The following is an 18,294-nucleotide window of genomic DNA, read 5'->3' on the forward strand; positions in this document are numbered from 1 at the left end:
AAACTCGCGGATGCTAACAAATTTTTGCTCAGATTGGGGTGAAACCTGCTGAACCTTGCAATTGCATGACAATCACATTTCGTCCGATCGCGCGCTCCTCCGCGTGTCCTCATGGCAATATTTTCTTGACCGCGAGCGCGCCAACAGCTATCGTCGCTGGTTCGCAACATAAGTGAGTTGTCTCAATTGAGGTGTGGCCCAAGAAGCCCGCCTGTCAACTGGACGCGCCGCTTGAACCCGAGCCACAAGCCCGGCAGAGAGCACCCGATCAATTTTTTGCCGAAAATTCGAAAGGTGAATCAATGAATATGCCCAGCGCGGAATTCTCCACGTCGGATACGACCCCCCCTCACGAAGCAGACTCTATCGGCGCCACCGTGCTCATGAAGGCACTGGCCGACGAAGACGTCGAATTCATCTGGGGCTATCCCGGCGGCTCGGTACTCTACATTTACGACGAACTGTACAAGCAGGACAAGTTCCAGCACGTGCTGGTGCGCCACGAGCAGGCCGCCGTGCATGCTGCCGACGCCTATGCCCGCTCCACCGGCAAGGTCGGCGTTTGTCTCGTGACCTCCGGCCCCGGTGTCACCAATGCCGTGACCGGCATCGCCACCGCCTATATGGATTCGATCCCGATGGTCGTGATCAGCGGCCAGGTGCCGACTGCCGCGATCGGTCAGGACGCATTCCAGGAATGCGACACGGTCGGCATCACGCGTCCCTGCGTGAAGCACAACTTCCTCGTGAAGGACGTGCGCGATCTAGCCGCCACCGTCAAGAAAGCTTTCTACATCGCCCGTACCGGCCGTCCCGGCCCTGTGCTGATCGACATTCCGAAGGACGTGTCGAAGGCGCCGTGCCAATACGAGCCGATCAAGAGCGTGTCGCTGCGCTCATACAACCCGGTCACGAAGGGCCACTCCGGTCAGATCCGCAAGGCGGTGTCGTTGCTGCTGTCGGCGAAGCGCCCCTATATCTATACCGGCGGCGGCATCGTGCTCGCGGACGCGTCGCGTGAGCTGAACCAGTTTGCCGATCTGCTCGGCTATCCGGTCACCAATACGCTGATGGGCCTGGGCGGCTACCGCTCGAGCGACAAGAAATTCCTCGGCATGCTCGGCATGCACGGTACGTACGAAGCCAACATGGCGATGCAGCACTGCGACGTGCTGATCGCCATCGGCGCGCGTTTCGACGACCGCGTGATCGGCGATCCGAATCACTTCGCGTCGCGGCCGCGCAAGATCATCCATATCGACATCGATCCTTCTTCCATTTCCAAGCGCGTCAAGGTCGACATTCCGATCGTCGGCGACGTGAAGGAAGTGCTGAAGGAACTGATCGAGCAGTTGCAGACGGCCGAGCATGGCCCCGACACCGCGGCGCTCGCCGAGTGGTGGAAGGACATCGAAGGCTGGCGCGCGAAAGACTGCCTGAAGTTCGACCGCAAGAGCGACATCATCAAGCCGCAGTATGTGGTCGAAAAGGCGTGGGAGCTGACCGACGGCAACGCGTTCGTGTGCTCCGACGTCGGGCAGCACCAGATGTGGGCCGCGCAGTTCTACAAGTTCAACAAGCCGCGTCGCTGGATCAACTCCGGTGGCCTCGGCACGATGGGCTTCGGCTTGCCTGCCGCGATGGGCGTGAAGATGGCCCATCCGGACGACGACGTGCTGTGCATCACGGGCGAAGGCTCGATCCAGATGTGCATCCAGGAGCTGTCGACCTGCAAGCAGTACGACCTGCCGATCAAGATTATTTCGCTGAATAACCGCTATCTGGGCATGGTGCGCCAGTGGCAGCAGATCGAATACAGCAAGCGCTATTCGCATTCGTACATGGATGCGCTGCCGGACTTCGTGAAGCTCGCCGAAGCGTACGGTCACGTGGGCATGCGCATCGAGCGCACGGCCGATGTGGAACCGGCGCTGAAGGAAGCGCTGCGCCTGAAGGATCGCACGGTGTTTCTCGACTTCCAGACCGATCCGACCGAAAACGTCTGGCCGATGGTTCAGGCCGGCAAGGGCATCACCGAGATGCTCATGGGTTCGGAAGATCTTTAACGACGGGGCGCACGGGTAACTCCAGCGCCGGCTTCGTGATGCGCGCCTTCACAAAAGGCGAAAGCAGACGAAGCGGCGCCGCTCCGCTCGCAGACATCGACACTACATCTGGAAGAAGCGAAACATGAGACACATCATTTCCGTCCTGCTGGAAAACGAACCGGGCGCATTGTCGCGCGTGGTGGGTCTGTTCTCGGCACGCGGCTACAACATTGAAACCTTGACGGTGGCTCCGACCGAAGATCGTTCGCTGTCGCGCATGACCATCGTCTCCGTTGGCTCCGACGACGTGATCGAACAGATCACGAAGCATCTGAACCGCCTGATCGAGGTGGTGAAAGTGGTCGACCTTACCGAGGGCGCTCACATCGAACGCGAGCTGATGCTGATCAAGGTGAGGGCGGTCGGTAAGGAACGTGAGGAGATGAAGCGGATGTCGGACATTTTCCGCGGCCGCATCATCGACGTCACCGAAAAGACCTACACGATCGAACTGACGGGGGCGAGCGACAAGCTCGACGCCTTCATCGAGGGGCTCGACTCCACGGCGATTCTCGAGACGGTCCGCACGGGCAGCTCGGGCATCGGTCGCGGCGAGCGCATTCTGAAGGTCTGACGTCGCGTTTCGCAAGCGCGGGCAACGCCGCATCACCCGGCTGTAATAACAACATTCGCAGTACCTGAATTTTCTGAATCATTGAATCTAGCCAAGGAACCGACATGAAAGTTTTCTACGACAAGGACGCCGATCTCTCTCTCATCAAGGGCAAGCAGGTCACCATCATCGGCTATGGCTCGCAAGGCCATGCGCACGCGCTGAACCTGAAGGAAAGCGGCGTGAACATCACGGTCGGTCTGCGTAAGGGCGGCGCATCGTGGAGCAAGGCTGAAAACGCCGGCCTGCAAGTCAAGGAAGTCGCGGAAGCGGTGAAGGGCGCGGACGTCGTGATGATGCTGCTGCCGGACGAGCAGATCGCCGACGTGTACGCGAAGGAAGTGCACGCGAACATCAAGCAGGGCGCAGCGCTCGCGTTCGCGCACGGCTTCAACGTGCACTACGGCCAGGTGATCCCCCGTGCCGACCTCGACGTGATCATGATCGCGCCGAAGGCACCGGGCCACACGGTTCGCGGCACCTATTCGCAAGGTGGCGGCGTGCCGCACCTGATCGCGGTTGCGCAAGACAAATCGGGCGCGGCGCGCGACATCGCTTTGTCGTACGCAGCGGCTAACGGCGGCGGCCGTGCCGGCATCATCGAAACGAACTTCCGAGAAGAAACCGAAACCGACCTGTTCGGCGAGCAGGCTGTGCTGTGCGGCGGTACCGTCGACCTGATCAAGGCTGGCTTCGAAACGCTGGTCGAAGCGGGCTACGCGCCGGAAATGGCGTACTTCGAGTGCCTGCACGAACTGAAGCTGATCGTCGACCTGATCTACGAAGGCGGCATCGCGAACATGAACTACTCGATCTCGAACAACGCCGAGTACGGCGAGTACGTGACGGGTCCGCGCATCGTGACCGCTGAAACGAAGAAGGCGATGAAGGCCGTGCTGACCGACATCCAGACCGGCGAATACGCGAAGAGCTTCATCATCGAAAACAAGGCTGGCGCACCGACGCTGCAATCGCGTCGCCGTCTGACGGCCGAGCACCAGATCGAGCAGGTTGGCTCGAAGCTGCGCGCAATGATGCCGTGGATCGCGAAGAACAAGCTCGTCGACCAGTCGAAGAACTAAGCGTCTCGACGTCACGAGGTCCGGCGCGGCGCCTTCAGCGCGGCGGCCGGACCAGTCAAAAAGCCGTCCAAGGGTGCTGAACCCTGGGCGGCTTTTGCTATCCTACGGTTTTACAAAAACACAGAAGCCATCCATGAATTACCCTCATCCGATCATCGCGCGAGAAGGCTGGCCGTTCATCGCCATCGCGGCCGTCGTTGCACTACTGGTTCACGCCTTCGCGGGGTTCGGCTTTGCGTGGCTCTTCTGGCTGATCCTGATCTTCGTCGTGCAGTTCTTCCGCGACCCGGCGCGTCCGATTCCGACGCAGGCCAACGCGGTGCTGTGTCCCGCCGACGGTCGCATCGTCGCGGTAGAAACCGCCCATGACCCTTATGCGAATCGTGAAGCGCTGAAGATCAGCGTCTTCATGAACGTGTTCAACGTGCACTCGCAGCGCTCGCCGGTCGACGGCGCGATCTCGAAGGTCGAATACTTTCCCGGCGCGTATCTGAACGCCGCGGTCGATAAAGCCTCGCTCGAAAACGAACGCAACGCGGTCGTGATCGAGATGGCCGGCGGCCAGACGGTCACGTCGGTGCAGATCGCCGGGTTGATCGCACGGCGCATTCTTTGCTACGTCCGTGCCGGCGAGCCGCTGACCCGTGGCCAGCGCTACGGATTCATCCGCTTCGGTTCGCGCGTCGACGTGTATCTGCCGGTGGGCAGCCGCCCGCGCGTATCGATCGGCGAGAAGGTGTCGGCGTCGTCCACGATCCTCGCCGAGCTGTAAAGCGGCATACAGGAGGTTGTCCGAATGGCCGCATTCAAACCGCGTCGACCTCGCAGCAGCGGACCGCTGCCGCGTCCGTTTCGTCGCAACAAGCCGGTGGTCACGGAGTCGCCGGCCGTCGACAGCCGGCGCGCGCAGCGTCAGCAATTCCTCAGAAAGCGCGGCATCTACCTGCTGCCGAACGCGTTCACTACGGCCGCGCTGTTCTGCGGTTTCTTCGCCGTCGTGCAGGCGATGAACGTGCGCTTCGAGATCGCGGCGATCGCCATCTTCGTCGCTATGGTGCTCGATGGCATGGACGGCCGCGTCGCGCGCATGACGCATACGCAAAGCGCGTTCGGCGAGCAGTTCGACAGCCTGTCGGACATGGTGTCGTTCGGGGTTGCGCCCGCGCTCGTGATGTACGAGTGGATACTGAAAGACCTCGGCCGGTGGGGCTGGCTCGCGGCGTTCGTCTATTGCTCCGGCGCGGCGCTGCGGCTCGCGCGTTTCAATACGAACATCGGCGTGGTCGACAAGCGTTTTTTCCAGGGCATGCCGAGCCCGGCCGCGGCGGCGCTGATCGCCGGTTTCGTGTGGCTCGCCACCGACAACCGCGTGCCGCTGAAGCTCGTTTGGCTGCCGTGGGTCGCGTTCGTGCTGACCATCTATGCGGGCGTGACGATGGTGTCGAACGCACCGTTCTACAGCGGCAAGGCGCTCGACGTGCGGCATCGCGTGCCGTTCGGCGTGATCCTGCTGGTGGTGGTCGCGTTCGTGCTCGTGTCGTCCGACCCGCCGCTGATGCTGTTCGGTCTGTTCGTGCTGTACGGTCTGTCCGGCTACGTGTTCTGGGCGTATCAGGCGATGCGCGGCCGGGCCAATCCGGCGCGTTCGATGTCGCACGACCGGTGACGATTCGAACTTCGCTGCATCGCAGCGACATACCAAAAACGGCAGCCCACGGGCTGCCGTTTTTCGTTGGCTCATGCTGTTACGAGCCCGCTTCGGAGCGCGCCGCAGGCCGCCCAGACGTGCATTGCGTGGTGGCTGGAATGCCGCTATAGTCGTCGGATCAGTGCGTTGGCGTGGCCGATTTTGCCGGGTCGGCGAGACCGTTCGCTGCGCCGCGCCATCATGCTTGGTTCTCGCCCTTATGCGTTTTTGCGTTCCGTCCGCGCCGGCCGCGATCATCGCGATCGCCCTACCTTGCCAGCGGTGGCGCCCATCGTCCTATTCCAAAACCAAGTCCCACATCTGAACGACTCCCGAGGAGGCCCGACATGTCCGACAAACTGATCATTTTCGACACCACGCTGCGTGACGGCGAGCAATCGCCCGGCGCGTCGATGACGAAGGAAGAGAAGATCCGCATCGCCAAGCAACTCGAACGGATGAAAGTCGACGTGATCGAAGCGGGTTTCGCGGCCAGCTCGAACGGCGACTTCGAGGCGATCCATACGATCGCCGGTCTGGTGAAGGACAGCACGATCTGCTCGCTTGCGCGCGCGAACGACAAGGACATTCAGAAGGCCGCCGACGCACTGAAACCGGCCGATCATTTCCGCATCCACACGTTCATCGCGACGTCGCCGCTTCACATGGAAAAGAAGCTGCGCATGACGCCCGAGCAGGTCTTCGAGCAGGCCAGGCTCGCGGTGCGTTTCGCGCGCAAGTTCACGGACGACGTCGAATTCTCGCCGGAAGACGGCAGCCGCTCGGATATGGACTTCCTGTGCCGTGTGCTGGAAGCGGTGATCGCCGAAGGCGCGACCACGATCAATATCGCGGACACGGTCGGCTACGGCGTGCCGGAGCTCTATGGCCAGCTCGTGAAGACGCTGCGCGAGCGCATTCCGAACTCGCACAAGGCGGTGTTCTCCGTGCATTGCCACAACGACCTCGGCATGGCGGTCGCGAATTCGCTCGCCGGCGTGCAGATCGGCGGCGCGCGCCAGGTCGAATGCACGATCAACGGTCTCGGCGAGCGCGCGGGCAATACGTCGCTCGAAGAAATCGTGATGGCGGTGAAGACCCGCAAGGATTACTTCGGACTCGAAGTCGGTCTCGATACGACTCAAATCGTGCCGGCCTCGAAGCTGGTGTCGCAGATCACTGGTTTCGTCGTGCAGCCGAACAAGGCCGTGGTCGGCGCGAACGCATTCGCGCACGCGTCGGGCATCCACCAGGACGGCGTGCTGAAGGCGCGCGACACCTACGAAATCATGCGTGCGGAAGACGTGGGTTGGACCGCGAACAAGATCGTGCTCGGCAAGCTGTCGGGCCGCAATGCGTTCAAACAGCGTCTGCAGGAGCTCGGCATCGCGCTCGACAGTGAAGCCGAACTGAATACCGCGTTCGCGCGTTTCAAGGAACTTGCGGATCGCAAGGCGGAGATTTTCGACGAAGACATCATCGCGATCGTCAACGAGGAATCGGCGGAAGCGCACGAGAAGGAGCACTACAAATTCCTGTCGATGTCGCAGCATTCGGAAACCGGCGAGCAGCCGCACGCGAAGGTAGTGTTCTCGGTAGAGGGCAAAGAGATCACCGGCGAAGCACGCGGCAACGGCCCGGTCGACGCCACGCTCAACGCGATCGAAACGGAAGTGGGCAGCGGCTCCGAGCTGCTGCTGTACTCGGTCAACGCGATCACGACCGGCACCCAGGCACAAGGCGAAGTGACCGTGCGGTTGTCGAAGAGCGGACGCATCGTCAACGGCACCGGCACCGATCCGGATATCGTCGCGGCGTCCGCGAAGGCGTATTTCTCGGCGCTCAACAAACTCTATTCGAATGCGGACAAGTTGAATCCGCAGCGCTCGGAGTAACGCGAACATGGCGCGCCGGTAGCGCGCAATCTCGACGGTGAATCGAAGGAGAAGCCCCGCGATGCCTGGCACGCGGGGCTTTTTTTCGCGGTCATCGCGCGGGCGCGATGACCCGATACGCGGGGACTACTCCGCTGTCGTGCGCCGCAGCGACCAGCCGCTCGTCGCGCGCGCCAGCTCGCGGACCTGATATCTGAGGTCGACGGTGATTCCGCGGCGGGGCGCATCCGCGACGAACGCATCCAGCAGTTCGCGCACGTCGTGATCGACGAAATCGGCGCGTGTCGCGTCGACGATGACGGTGGCGCCATCCGGAATCTGCTGCAGATAGTGCTTGAGCGGCACCTTGCCGAGAAACGATACGTCCTTGCGAAACGACAGCAGGTAGTGATCGCCATGCTGCGCGAGCACGATCGGGCCGCGCAGGTTTGCGTACAGCGCGAACAGCATGCTGCACAGTATGCCGAGCACGATACCGATCAGCAGATCGGTGACGAGCACACCGACGACCGTGACGATAAACGGTGCGAACGGCGCGAATCCCTGTCGCGCAAGCCCGGCGAACAACGACGGCTTGGCGAGTTTGAACCCGGTGAAGATCAGGATCGCGGCAAGGCAGGCGAGCGGGATCAGGTTGATCACGCTGGTGAGCGCGAACACGCTGACGAGAAGCAACACGCCATGAACGATCGCTGAGAGCCGGCTTTTTGCGCCGGCATGCACGTTCGCGGAGCTACGCACGATCACCGCGGTGATCGGCAGGCCACCGATCGCACCCGCGATCAGATTGCCCACGCCCTGCGCCTTCAGTTCGCGATCGGGCGGTGCGCGGCGGCGTTCCGGATCGATCTGTTCGACCGCTTCGAGGCTCAGTAGCGTTTCGAGACTTGCGAGGATGGCGATCGTGATCGCAATGCGCCATATGTCTGGATTGATGAGTTGGGCGAACCGTGGTCCGAAATCGGCCGACGCGAGCACGGCTTGCAGTGCCGCGAACGATTCGAGCGACGGCAACGCGACCCGCCGTTCGGCGGGCGGTGCCAGCGATGGCGCGACGAGATCGAGAGCAAGCGTCGCGCCGATGCCGAGCAGCACCACCGCGAGCGGCGCCGGCATGATGCGCACGACAGCGAAGCGGCGCAGCGCGCGTGTTTCCCAACCGGCGAGTATCGCAAGCGACAGCAGCGTGATCAGCACGGCGGTCAGCGAAATTGGGCCGAGCGGCGTTGCGAGCGCCGTCGCCGAGTGGGCGGAATGAGCGGTGCCGGATAGCCCCAGCGCTACGGGAAACTGCTTGAGGATCAACAGCACGCCGATGGCCGCGAGCATCCCCTTGATCACCGGCGACGGCACGTAGGCGGCGAACCGGCCAGCCCTGAGCATGCCGAAGCCGAACTGGATGACGCCCGACAGCAGTACGGCCAGCAGGAAAGCGGAAAAGCCGCCAAGCCGCGCGATGCCGTCGACGACGATCACGACGAGGCCCGCGGCCGGGCCGCTCACGCTCAGGCGCGAGCCGCTCAGCGCGGCAACCACGAGCCCGCCAATGATGCCCGACACCAGTCCGGCAAATGGGTCGACGCCCGATGCGTGAGCAATGCCGAGGCAAAGCGGCAGCGCCACTAGAAAAACGGCCGTTCCGGCGAGCACGTCGCGCTGGAGCGCGGAGAAGGGGGTTTGAGTATCCATGGAGTCCAGAGGCGAGAGTTAGGGCCGCGGGCGACGAACAGGGGGCTGGATGAGGATTCCGCTGTCGGCTCCGTCCGCGGTTCGAATCGCGGGTGCGACGCGCTTCGCTAGGCCGCGCTGTGCGCGGCGGTCGGGCATGTCATCGCGTCGTCGGCGCTGTAGCCGGAGGTGAGAACCTTGATGCGCCCGTCGTCGAGCGCAAAGATCCAGCCGTGCACGAGCGGCGCCGGATCACTCTCGTGCACGATCGGGCTCGCCCGTAGCTGCCGCACCTGTTCGAGCACGTTCAGCTCGGCGAGGCGATTGACGCGATCCGATTCGGTCGCCGCGCCGTCCAGTTCCGGGCGATGCGTTTGCGCGAGCGCGCAGAGCGGCGCGATACGCCGGTTTACATGGGGCAGCGCGGGGTCCGGGGGCAGCAGCGCGGCGCGCACGCCGCCGCAGCCATAGTGTCCGCAGACGATCACGTGGCCGACCTTGAGCACTCGCACCGCGTATTCGAGGACGCTCGCGACGTTGTCGTCGCCGGGATCAAACAGGTTGGCGATGTTGCGATGGACGAACAGGTCGCCGGGCTCGCAATGCGTGATCGTTTCGGCGGGCACTCGGCTGTCCGCACAGCCTATCCACAGAATGTGTGGATTCTGTCCGCGCATGAGGTCGCGAAAGAATGCCGGATTGCGCGTCGCGGTTTCATGGGCCCACGCGACGTTGGCGACCAGCAGGTGTTTGGGGCGGTTCATCGTAGCAGCTCCGTAACAGAGGCAATTGACCTGGCACCGGACCGGAACCGCAGTTGCGCGGTCGATCGTCAGCCGGTGCACGAACGGTGTTTACAATAACCTTTCTTTTGCGAAGTTGTTGACGTGAACAGGATAAAATTCGGCTTTATGCTTAGAGAATAAAAAAGCTGCCTACGGAAGGCAGCTTTATTGAGATAGCGTTCTTCGTTCGAAGATCGCGCTCAGCATTCAGAACAGGCTGCGGCGGTCGGGCTCGTGCAGCGGGTCGGGGGTCTTCTGCGTGAGGCGCAAGATGCCCTGGTCATCGAAGTAGAAGCTGTACAGCATGTACCAGACGTTGTCCTCGAGATAGCGATAGGTCCAGACTTCGCGCCTCATCATCGGGAAGTACGACGTTTCGACCGGACGGCCGAAGTTCACCAGTACGTCGCTGCGCGTCCATTTGCCGATCTCGGCGCGGTAGAACTCGTTGGGTTGCAACACCTGGCGCATGTTGACGATCTTGCCGGCCGCGTCGATGTCGGCGGCGGTGGTGGTTTCGCCCATCGGTTGCGTCGGCCACATCAGGCGCTTGCCGCCGTCGGGCAGGTCGTAGGTTTCGCGCGGCGGTCCGAGCCGCGCGATCACCGTCGATGCATCCGCTCCCTGTTGATACTGCTGCCACGGCTGGGCGCAGCCGGCGAGCGCGAGCACGCTCAGGCAAACGAACGCGGCGCGCCGCAGACTCGCGCCGGCCGGGGTTGTGATAGAGGCCGCCGTGCGGTGATGGCGGTTCGACATGTATTCCTCCGATGGCGTTTGAATAGCGGTTCTTATCATCGAGACCCACCATTTTGACACGCGCCGTGGCGAAAGAATGGCGCTGCCCGAACGTGGGTCGCCTCCAAAGGAGAACGGATGCGCCGGCTTGCCTATTCCGTGCGCGTGGTTCTATGATCCGCGCTTCGAAGATTCAGGCAGGACGACCATGACGGCGGTGTGGCAACGGGCGGCGGCGATTGCGCTGACGGCGATCTCAATGGCGGCGGTGGGCGTTGGCGTGGCTCAGGCGACGAGTTCGGTGGTGAATCCGACCGGCAAACCCTCGGGCACTCCGATCCGGCTCGCGTTGATCGAAGGCATGTCCGGCCCGTTTGCGAACGCGGGCGCGGCGGTCGAGCGCAATCTGCGCTTCGGCGTCGAGCAGGTCAACGCGCGCGGCGGCGTGAAGCTCGCGGACGGCGCGCATCCGTTCGAACTCGTCGTGCTCGACAGCAAGGGCAGCGCGGAGGAAGCGCTGACGCAAATGCGCGCAGCCGCGGATCGCCATATCGGCTACATCCTGCAGGGCAATAGCTCGGCGGTCGCCGCGGCGCTCATCGGCGCGATCGACAAGCAGAACAGCCGCGAGCCGGACAACCGCGAACTGTTCCTGAACTACTCGGCCGACGACCCCGCGCTCACCAACGCGAACTGCAGCTTCTGGCACTTCCGCTTCGACGCGCACGCGGGCATGCGGATGGCCGCGCTCGCCGAGGTGATCGAGCGCGACAAGACGGTGAAAAAGGTCTACCTGCTGAATCAGGACTACAGCTTCGGCCACGACGTGAGCAGCCTCGCGCGCTCGACGCTCGCGGCGAAGCGCCCCGACATCGCGGTGGTCGGCGACGAATTTCACCCGATCGGTCGAGTGAAGGACTTTGCGCCGTACATCGCGAAGATCCGCGCGGCCGGCGCGGACGCCGTGATCACCGGCAACTGGGGCAACGACCTGACGTTGCTCGTGAAGGCGGCGCGCGAGCAGGGCCTCGACACGAAGTTCTACACGTTTTACGGCAACAGCCTTGGGGCGCCGGCCGCCCTCGGCGACGCGGGCGTGGGTCACGTGATCGCCGTGGCCGAGTGGCATCCGAACGTCGGCGGCGCGCCCTCCGATGCATGGTACGCGGCGTTCCGCGCGCGCTATCCGGCCGCGCAGGACGACTATCCGGTGCTGCGTATGCCACTGCTGCTCGACACACTCGCCGCCGCGATGAACCGCGCCGGCAGCGCCGATCCGACGGCGGTCGCGAAAGCGCTCGAGGGAATCCGCTTCGACAACGGTTTTCACGCATCGTGGATGCGCGCCGACGACCATCAGCTGATCCAGCCCCTTTACGTGATGCAGATGGACAAAGCCGGCACTCCCGGCGTGCATTTCGATAACGAAGGTTCCGGCTACGGCTTTCGCACGGTGCTGGCGCTATCAGCCGAGCGCACGATATTGCCGACGGTCTGTCGGATGCGGCGCCTCTGAGCGCCGCGCGATTCGCCTTGCTAGCGCGGGCTTCGCGGCAGATGTCGGCTGTGCTACAATACGCGTCCCGTTGTTCGGCTGGGTTCTCATTCAGCTAATTCAGCCACGAACGGGGCTCAGTAAATTGTGAAACGGGTATCCCACGGCACGGCCTTTCTTCCGTGACCGCCTGTCCAGTTATCAAGGAAATTGACATGTCCGCAGTTGAAGCAAGCAAGAAGTCCGAAGTCGTCGCGCAATTCGCACGCGCAGCTAACGACACCGGCTCCCCCGAAGTTCAGGTCGCGCTGCTCACGACCCGTATCAACGAACTGACCTCCCACTTCAAGGAGCACACGAAGGATCACCACAGCCGCCGCGGTCTGCTGCGCATGGTGAGCCGCCGTCGCAAGCTGCTCGACTACCTGAAGGGTAAGGACGCGGATCGGTACCGCAGCCTGATCGAGAAGCTGGGTCTGCGTAAGTAATCGGCCAGTCGTTCAGCAAGATGCCTGTGTCAGTTTCGCTGATACAGGCATTTTGTTTTTGCACGGCGCGCTTCGTGTAATGCGCACCGCCTGTGATCCGGCGTATACCGGTTCGCGCGGCGTCCACGGGCAAGCGTAGTAGCAGTAGTAGAAAAGCAGTAACAGGAAACAAGGCCGGGCTTCAGGGCAGAGTTTTGTGTCATTCCAGCGGTTCGCGCGCGCGTGCAGCACGTGACTCTCTGGAATGGCATAGCACGACTCTTCCCATGCGGCGCCGGTCCCGGCGTTGCCGCGCCGCTTCCGGTCCGCGTGGCATTACGATGAGGAAAAGCAATGACTATGTTCAATAAGATCGTCAAAGAGTTTAAGTGGGGGCAGCACAACGTTCGCCTCGAAACCGGTGAAATCGCTCGCCAGGCGAGCGGCGCGGTGATCGTCGACGTCGAAGACACCGTGGTGCTCGCCACCGTGGTCGGCGCGAAGACCGCGAAGCCGGGCCAGGACTTCTTCCCCCTCACCGTCGATTACATCGAAAAGACCTACGCCGCCGGCAAGATCCCGGGTGGCTTCTTCCGTCGCGAAGGCCGTCCGTCGGAGGGCGAGACGCTGATCTCGCGACTGATCGACCGTCCGCTGCGCCCGCTCTTCCCGGAAGGCTTCTACAACGAAGTGCAGGTCGTGATTCACGTGCTGTCGCTGAATCCGGAAATCCCCGCCGACATCCCGGCGCTGATCGGCGCATCGGCGGCGCTCGCGGTGTCCGGCCTGCCGTTCAATGGCCCCGTCGGCGCGGCACGCGTGGCCTACATCAACAACGAATACGTGCTGAATCCGACGCGTCCGCAGATGAAGGAATCGGCGCTCGACCTCGTCGTCGCCGGTACGGAACGCGCGGTGCTGATGGTCGAATCGGAAGCGCAGCAGCTGAGCGAAGAGGTGATGCTCGGCGCCGTCGTGTTCGGTCATGAGCAGATGCAGACCGCGATCGACGCGATCCACGAACTGGTCCGCGAAGGCGGCAAGCCCGAGTGGGACTGGCAGCCGGCCGCGAAGAACGAAGCGCTGATCGCGCGCGTCACGGAACTCGCGCAAGCCGATCTGCTCGCCGCTTACCAGATCCGCGACAAGCAGGCTCGCTCGACCAAGCTGAAGGAAGTCTACGCGGCGACCTCGGCGAAGCTCGAAGAAGAAGCGGCGGCAGCCGGTACCGTGGCGGCCGACAAAGCGTCGGTCGGCAACGTGCTGTTCGACATCGAAGCGAAGATCGTCCGTACCCAGATCCTGAACGGCGAGCCGCGTATCGACGGCCGCGACACGCGCACCGTGCGGCCGATCGAAATCCGCACCGGCGTGCTGCCGCGTACCCACGGCTCGGCGCTGTTCACGCGCGGCGAGACGCAGGCGCTGGTGGTTGCGACGCTCGGCACGAAGGGCGACGAGCAGAGCATCGACGCGCTGGAAGGCGAGTACCGCGAACGCTTCATGCTCCACTACAACATGCCTCCGTTCGCGACCGGCGAAACGGGCCGCGTCGGTTCGCCGAAGCGCCGTGAAATCGGTCACGGCCGTCTCGCCAAGCGCGCGCTCGTCGCGTGCCTGCCGAGCGCCGACGAATTCGGCTACTCGATCCGTGTCGTCTCGGAAATCACCGAGTCGAACGGTTCGTCGTCGATGGCTTCGGTGTGCGGCGGCTGCCTCGCGCTGATGGACGCCGGTGTGCCGATGAAGGCTCACGTCGCCGGTATCGCGATGGGCCTGATTCTCGAAGGCAACCGCTTCGCGGTGCTGACCGACATCCTCGGCGACGAAGATCACCTCGGCGACATGGACTTCAAGGTCGCGGGTACCGAACAAGGCGTGACCGCGCTGCAGATGGACATCAAGATCCAGGGCATCACGAAGGAGATCATGCAGGTCGCGCTCGCGCAGGCTAAGGAAGGCCGCATGCACATTCTCGGCAAGATGACCTCGGCCGTGGCAGGCGCGAACACGCAGCTGTCGGAGTTCGCACCGCGCATGATCACGATCAAGATCAACCCGGAAAAGATCCGCGACGTGATCGGCAAGGGCGGCTCGGTGATCCGTGCTCTGACCGAAGAAACCGGCACGACGATCGACATTTCGGACGACGGCGTCGTCACGATCGCGAGCACGAACAGCGAAGGCATGGCCGAAGCGAAGCGCCGTATCGAAGCGATCACGATGGAAGTCGAAGTGGGCCAGGTGTACGAAGGCACCGTGCTCAAGCTGCTCGACTTCGGCGCGATCGTGAACATCCTGCCGGGTAAGGACGGTCTGCTGCATATTTCCGAGATCGCGAACGAGCGCATCAAGGACATCAACGACTATCTGAAGGATGGCCAGCAGGTGAAGGTCAAGGTCATCCAGACGGACGAGAAGGGTCGTGTGCGTCTGTCGGCGAAGGCACTGCTGAACGACGCGCCGCAAGGCGAACCGACGCCGCAGTAAGTCGGTAACGGACAAACGGCCGGCCGTGTCATGCACGCCGGCCGTTTTTCATGCAGGATGGATTGCGTTGCGTATTCGAATCGCAGCGCTACGGCGGACGGCAGCAACGGGTAGGCAACGCAATCCAATCTTGGAGTTGACGCAGATGAAAGCGATCGAAATCACTGAATTCGGTGCCCCGGAAGTCCTCAAGCTGGCGGAGCGTCCGACGCCGCAGCTCAAGGCTGGCGAGGTGCTGATCAAGGTGGCGGCATCCGGCATCAATCGTCCGGACGTGTTTCAGCGCAAGGGCGGTTACGCGCCGCCGCCGGGAGCGTCGGATCTGCCGGGGCTGGAGGTGGCGGGCGAGATCGTCGGCGGCACGCTCGAAGCGAAGAACAATCCGTTCGGTCTGAAGATTGGCGACCGCGTTTGCGCGCTGCTCGCGGGCGGCGGCTATGCCGAGTATGCGGCGGCGCCGCTTCTGCAATGCCTCCCCGTGCCGGCGCGATTGTCGGACGTCGAAGCGGCTTCGCTGCCCGAGACTTTCTTCACGGTGTGGAGCAACGTGTTCAATCGCGCGCAGCTCGGCCAGGGCGAGGGCGGCGCGAACGAAACGCTGCTCGTGCAGGGCGGATCGAGCGGCATCGGCGTGACGGCGATCCAGATTGCGCACGCGCTGGGCTTCCGTGTGTTCGCCACCGCAGGCTCGGACGACAAGTGCCGCGCGTGCGAAGCGCTCGGCGCCGAACGGGCGATCAACTACAGGACTGAAGATTTCGTCGAAGTCATCAAATCGCTGACCAACGATCGTGGCGTCGACGTGATCCTCGACATGGTCGCGGGCAGCTACGTGCCGCGCGAACTGTCGGCGCTCGCCGACGGTGGCCGCATCGTGCTGATTGCGCTGCTCGGCGGCGCGAAGGCGGAGCTGAACCTGAACGAAGTGCTGCGTCGCCGTCTGACCGTTACCGGTTCGACACTGCGGCCACGGCCGATCGAGTTCAAGGCACAAATCGCCGCGCAATTGAAAGAGCGCGTATGGCCGCATCTCGAAGCCGGGCGCATCAAGCCGGTCGTGCATCGCGTGTTTCCGGCCAGCCAGGCTGCCGACGCGCATACGCTGATGGAAAGCAGCACCCACGTCGGCAAGATCGTGTTGACGTGGGGTCAGGAGGCTTGACACCATCGGTTTGACCCGATCCACCCCACGCAGTAAAATTGCGCGTTTTGCGCGCGCCGGAGCAGGTCGGACTGGCAAGACAGGACAATACGAGACGATGTCTAATCAACAACGAGCCAAACTGGTAGTCGGTAACTGGAAGATGCATGGGCGGCTCGCCGCGAACGCCGCGTTGTTGCGGGCAGTGGTGCAGGGCGCCAATGATTTGCCGGCCGACGTGCGCGTCGGTGTCTGCGTGCCGAGCCTCTATGTCGCGCAGGCGCAGTCGCTGCTCGAAGGCAGCCCGGTCGTGTGGGGCGTGCAGGACGTGTCCGCGTTCACGCATGGCGCCTATACCGGCGAAGTGGCTGCGCCGATGGTGACGGACTTCGGTGCCACGTTTGCGATCGTCGGGCATTCGGAGCGTCGCGCGTATCACCGCGAAAGCGCCGAGCTGGTCGCGGTGAAAGCGCAGCGTGTGCTCGAGGCGGGTTTGACGCCGATCGTGTGCGTCGGCGAAACGCTCGAAGAACGCGAGGCTGGTTCGACCGAGCAGGTCGTCGGCGGTCAGCTCGACGAAGTGCTCGCGAAGCTGTCGTCTCAGGACGCGGCTCGCCTCGTCGTCGCGTATGAGCCGGTGTGGGCAATTGGCACCGGCAAGAGCGCGTCGGCGGCACAGGCGCAGGCCGTGCATGCGTTCCTGCGTGCTCGTCTCGCGGCAAAGGGTGCGGCGGACGTACCGTTGCTGTACGGCGGCAGCGTGAAACCGGACAACGCGGAAGAACTGTTCCGTCAGAACGATATCGACGGTGGCCTGATCGGCGGCGCGTCGTTGAAAGATCAGGATTTCCTGGCGATCTGCAAGGCGGCCGCTGCGACCAGCGTGGCGGGTTAAGCAGAGCGTCTCGACGAGGATGACTCCTTTTCGCGCAACACACAGTGTGCGGCGCGGTTAAATAAAGACTCAGGTGAGTGTGATGCTGTATTTGAAAACATTGATTATCGTCGTTCAGTTGTTGTCCGCGCTCGGGGTCATCGGCCTCGTGTTGCTGCAGCACGGCAAAGGTGCCGACATGGGCGCAGCTTTCGGCAGCGGCGCATCGGGTAGCCTGTTCGGTGCGACGGGTTCGGCGAACTTCCTGTCGCGTACCACGGCGGTGCTCGCAGCGCTGTTCTTTGCCACGACCTTGGCGCTCACTTATCTTGGTGCGTATCACGTGAAGCCGTCGGCAGGCGTGCTGGGCGCGGCGGCTACTGCACCGATCGCGGCTTCGCCTGCTTCCGCACCGGCTGCAGGCTCGGCTCCGGTGGCGGCATCGCCCGCAGTGCCGGCTTCGCCTGCGTCGGTTCCGGCAACGGGTGTGCCGAAATAAATTTTCTGTAGGCGTGCTCTTGTGCGTTGAACAATCTGTTTAAACAAGTTACAATTCAAGTCTTGAAGCGATTCGCGGGTTTTACAAGTTGTTTTCCCGGATTGCATATAGTGCCGACGTGGTGAAATTGGTAGACACGCTATCTTGAGGGGGTAGTGGCGAAAGCTGTGCGAGTTCGAGTCTCGCCGTCGGCACCAAATGTTATCTAAATGCCAGCCGCTTGCTTCGCTTCGGCTGGCATTTTCACTTCTGGCGTATGGCTGCAGGGCTTACGTCATGCGTGTTGAGGAAGTGATTTCGCGTCAGGGGTGCTATGCTCCTGACGGCACTCAGAACCAACCGATTGAGGATTGTCTTGAACCTCGCAGCCTATTTCCCCGTTTTGTTGTTCCTTATTGTGGGCACCGGTTTAGGCGTAGCACTGGTCAGTATCGGCAAGCTCCTCGGTCCCAACAAACCCGACACCGAAAAAAACGCACCGTACGAGTGCGGCTTCGAAGCATTCGAAGATGCGCGCATGAAGTTCGATGTGCGTTACTACCTCGTCGCCATTCTCTTCATCATTTTCGATCTTGAAACCGCGTTCCTGTTCCCGTGGGGCGTGGCATTGCGTGACATCGGCTGGGCCGGGTTCACGGCAATGATGATTTTCCTGCTCGAGTTCCTGCTTGGTTTTGCCTACATCTGGAAGAAGGGCGGCCTCGACTGGGAATGATGGATTAATCGCCGGTTTGCGTGGGTGGCCAGGCTTG

General features: G+C 62.7%; 16 protein-coding genes and 1 tRNA gene. 14 read left to right on the plus strand and 3 right to left on the minus strand.

Annotation, left to right across the window (positions count from 1 at the left end; translation table 11 throughout):
- Window positions 1-302: 302 nt before the first annotated feature.
- The 6 genes from AB3X96_RS15305 (at window position 303) to AB3X96_RS15330 (ending at window position 7,385) form a co-directional block, all read left to right on the plus strand.
- Entirely contained in the window at window positions 303-2,066 is a 1,764-nt protein-coding gene (locus tag AB3X96_RS15305; protein WP_368586177.1) for an acetolactate synthase 3 catalytic subunit, read from the plus strand.
- A 124-nt stretch (window positions 2,067-2,190) separates the two neighbouring features.
- Window positions 2,191-2,682, plus strand: a complete 492-nt coding sequence (gene ilvN, locus AB3X96_RS15310) for an acetolactate synthase small subunit (protein WP_008920618.1) — start codon at window positions 2,191-2,193, stop codon at window positions 2,680-2,682.
- A gap of 104 nt (window positions 2,683-2,786) precedes the next feature.
- Entirely contained in the window at window positions 2,787-3,803 is a 1,017-nt protein-coding gene (ilvC, locus tag AB3X96_RS15315) for a ketol-acid reductoisomerase (RefSeq protein ID WP_008920617.1), read from the plus strand.
- A 133-nt stretch (window positions 3,804-3,936) separates the two neighbouring features.
- Window positions 3,937-4,575: a phosphatidylserine decarboxylase gene (locus tag AB3X96_RS15320; RefSeq protein ID WP_115102455.1), complete on the plus strand. Its 639-nt coding sequence runs from the start codon at window positions 3,937-3,939 to the stop codon at window positions 4,573-4,575.
- A gap of 24 nt (window positions 4,576-4,599) precedes the next feature.
- Window positions 4,600-5,469: a CDP-diacylglycerol--serine O-phosphatidyltransferase gene (pssA, locus tag AB3X96_RS15325; RefSeq protein ID WP_176109134.1), complete on the plus strand. Its 870-nt coding sequence runs from the start codon at window positions 4,600-4,602 to the stop codon at window positions 5,467-5,469.
- Window positions 5,470-5,837: 368 nt separating this feature from the next.
- Window positions 5,838-7,385, plus strand: a complete 1,548-nt coding sequence (locus AB3X96_RS15330) for a 2-isopropylmalate synthase (RefSeq protein WP_368590365.1) — start codon at window positions 5,838-5,840, stop codon at window positions 7,383-7,385.
- Between the two features lie 126 nt (window positions 7,386-7,511).
- On the opposite strand, the gene AB3X96_RS15335 is transcribed toward AB3X96_RS15330, so the two are convergent.
- The 3 genes from AB3X96_RS15335 to AB3X96_RS15345 all read right to left on the minus strand — a co-directional run bounded on the left by AB3X96_RS15335 (window position 7,512) and on the right by AB3X96_RS15345 (window position 10,597).
- Entirely contained in the window at window positions 7,512-9,074 is a 1,563-nt protein-coding gene (locus tag AB3X96_RS15335; protein ID WP_368590366.1) for a SulP family inorganic anion transporter, read from the minus strand.
- A gap of 107 nt (window positions 9,075-9,181) precedes the next feature.
- Window positions 9,182-9,817: a carbonic anhydrase gene (locus tag AB3X96_RS15340; RefSeq protein ID WP_368590367.1), complete on the minus strand. Its 636-nt coding sequence runs from the start codon at window positions 9,815-9,817 to the stop codon at window positions 9,182-9,184.
- Window positions 9,818-10,045: 228 nt separating this feature from the next.
- Window positions 10,046-10,597, minus strand: coding sequence for a hypothetical protein (locus AB3X96_RS15345; protein WP_176380822.1), 552 nt, complete (start codon window positions 10,595-10,597; stop codon window positions 10,046-10,048).
- A 187-nt stretch (window positions 10,598-10,784) separates the two neighbouring features.
- On the opposite strand from AB3X96_RS15345, the gene AB3X96_RS15350 reads away from it, so the two are divergent.
- The 8 genes from AB3X96_RS15350 to AB3X96_RS15385 all read left to right on the plus strand — a co-directional run bounded on the left by AB3X96_RS15350 (window position 10,785) and on the right by AB3X96_RS15385 (window position 18,257).
- Entirely contained in the window at window positions 10,785-12,092 is a 1,308-nt protein-coding gene (locus tag AB3X96_RS15350; protein WP_368590408.1) for a branched-chain amino acid ABC transporter substrate-binding protein, read from the plus strand.
- 194 nt (window positions 12,093-12,286) lie between these two features.
- The gene (rpsO, locus tag AB3X96_RS15355; RefSeq protein ID WP_008920609.1) at window positions 12,287-12,559 is read left to right on the plus strand and encodes a 30S ribosomal protein S15; all 273 of its coding nucleotides are present in this window, start codon (window positions 12,287-12,289) and stop codon (window positions 12,557-12,559) included.
- 333 nt (window positions 12,560-12,892) lie between these two features.
- Window positions 12,893-15,028, plus strand: a complete 2,136-nt coding sequence (gene pnp / locus AB3X96_RS15360; protein WP_176109129.1) for a polyribonucleotide nucleotidyltransferase — start codon at window positions 12,893-12,895, stop codon at window positions 15,026-15,028.
- A gap of 145 nt (window positions 15,029-15,173) precedes the next feature.
- A complete protein-coding gene (locus tag AB3X96_RS15365; RefSeq protein ID WP_368590368.1) occupies window positions 15,174-16,190 on the plus strand; it encodes an NAD(P)H-quinone oxidoreductase in 1,017 nt (338 codons plus the stop codon).
- A 97-nt stretch (window positions 16,191-16,287) separates the two neighbouring features.
- Window positions 16,288-17,064: a triose-phosphate isomerase gene (gene tpiA / locus AB3X96_RS15370; protein ID WP_368590369.1), complete on the plus strand. Its 777-nt coding sequence runs from the start codon at window positions 16,288-16,290 to the stop codon at window positions 17,062-17,064.
- Between the two features lie 82 nt (window positions 17,065-17,146).
- On the plus strand, window positions 17,147-17,542 hold the full coding sequence (secG, locus tag AB3X96_RS15375) for a preprotein translocase subunit SecG (protein ID WP_176109126.1): 396 nt from the start codon (window positions 17,147-17,149) through the stop codon (window positions 17,540-17,542).
- 112 nt (window positions 17,543-17,654) lie between these two features.
- Window positions 17,655-17,739 (plus strand) — tRNA-Leu (locus AB3X96_RS15380).
- 158 nt (window positions 17,740-17,897) lie between these two features.
- Window positions 17,898-18,257: an NADH-quinone oxidoreductase subunit A gene (locus AB3X96_RS15385; protein ID WP_018420012.1), complete on the plus strand. Its 360-nt coding sequence runs from the start codon at window positions 17,898-17,900 to the stop codon at window positions 18,255-18,257.
- Window positions 18,258-18,294 lie beyond the last annotated feature (37 nt).

Origin of the sequence: Paraburkholderia sp. BR13439 (assembly GCF_040948805.1) — a bacterium.
In the GTDB taxonomy this organism is placed as follows: Bacteria; Pseudomonadota; Gammaproteobacteria; order Burkholderiales; family Burkholderiaceae; genus Paraburkholderia; species Paraburkholderia youngii.

Excerpts from the sequence above, each read along its gene's own strand:
- AB3X96_RS15305 (WP_368586177.1), top strand. The coding sequence starts at position 303 with ATGAATATGCCCAGCGCGGAATTCTCCACGTCGGATACGACCCCCCCT.
- ilvN (WP_008920618.1), top strand. The coding sequence starts at position 2,191 with ATGAGACACATCATTTCCGTCCTGCTGGAAAACGAACCGGGCGCATTG.
- ilvC (WP_008920617.1), top strand. The coding sequence starts at position 2,787 with ATGAAAGTTTTCTACGACAAGGACGCCGATCTCTCTCTCATCAAGGGC.
- AB3X96_RS15320 (WP_115102455.1), top strand. The coding sequence starts at position 3,937 with ATGAATTACCCTCATCCGATCATCGCGCGAGAAGGCTGGCCGTTCATC.
- pssA (WP_176109134.1), top strand. The coding sequence starts at position 4,600 with ATGGCCGCATTCAAACCGCGTCGACCTCGCAGCAGCGGACCGCTGCCG.
- AB3X96_RS15330 (WP_368590365.1), top strand. The coding sequence starts at position 5,838 with ATGTCCGACAAACTGATCATTTTCGACACCACGCTGCGTGACGGCGAG.
- AB3X96_RS15335 (WP_368590366.1), bottom strand. The coding sequence starts at position 9,074 with ATGGATACTCAAACCCCCTTCTCCGCGCTCCAGCGCGACGTGCTCGCC.
- AB3X96_RS15340 (WP_368590367.1), bottom strand. The coding sequence starts at position 9,817 with ATGAACCGCCCCAAACACCTGCTGGTCGCCAACGTCGCGTGGGCCCAT.
- AB3X96_RS15345 (WP_176380822.1), bottom strand. The coding sequence starts at position 10,597 with ATGTCGAACCGCCATCACCGCACGGCGGCCTCTATCACAACCCCGGCC.
- AB3X96_RS15350 (WP_368590408.1), top strand. The coding sequence starts at position 10,785 with ATGACGGCGGTGTGGCAACGGGCGGCGGCGATTGCGCTGACGGCGATC.
- rpsO (WP_008920609.1), top strand. The coding sequence starts at position 12,287 with ATGTCCGCAGTTGAAGCAAGCAAGAAGTCCGAAGTCGTCGCGCAATTC.
- pnp (WP_176109129.1), top strand. The coding sequence starts at position 12,893 with ATGACTATGTTCAATAAGATCGTCAAAGAGTTTAAGTGGGGGCAGCAC.
- AB3X96_RS15365 (WP_368590368.1), top strand. The coding sequence starts at position 15,174 with ATGAAAGCGATCGAAATCACTGAATTCGGTGCCCCGGAAGTCCTCAAG.
- tpiA (WP_368590369.1), top strand. The coding sequence starts at position 16,288 with ATGTCTAATCAACAACGAGCCAAACTGGTAGTCGGTAACTGGAAGATG.
- secG (WP_176109126.1), top strand. The coding sequence starts at position 17,147 with ATGCTGTATTTGAAAACATTGATTATCGTCGTTCAGTTGTTGTCCGCG.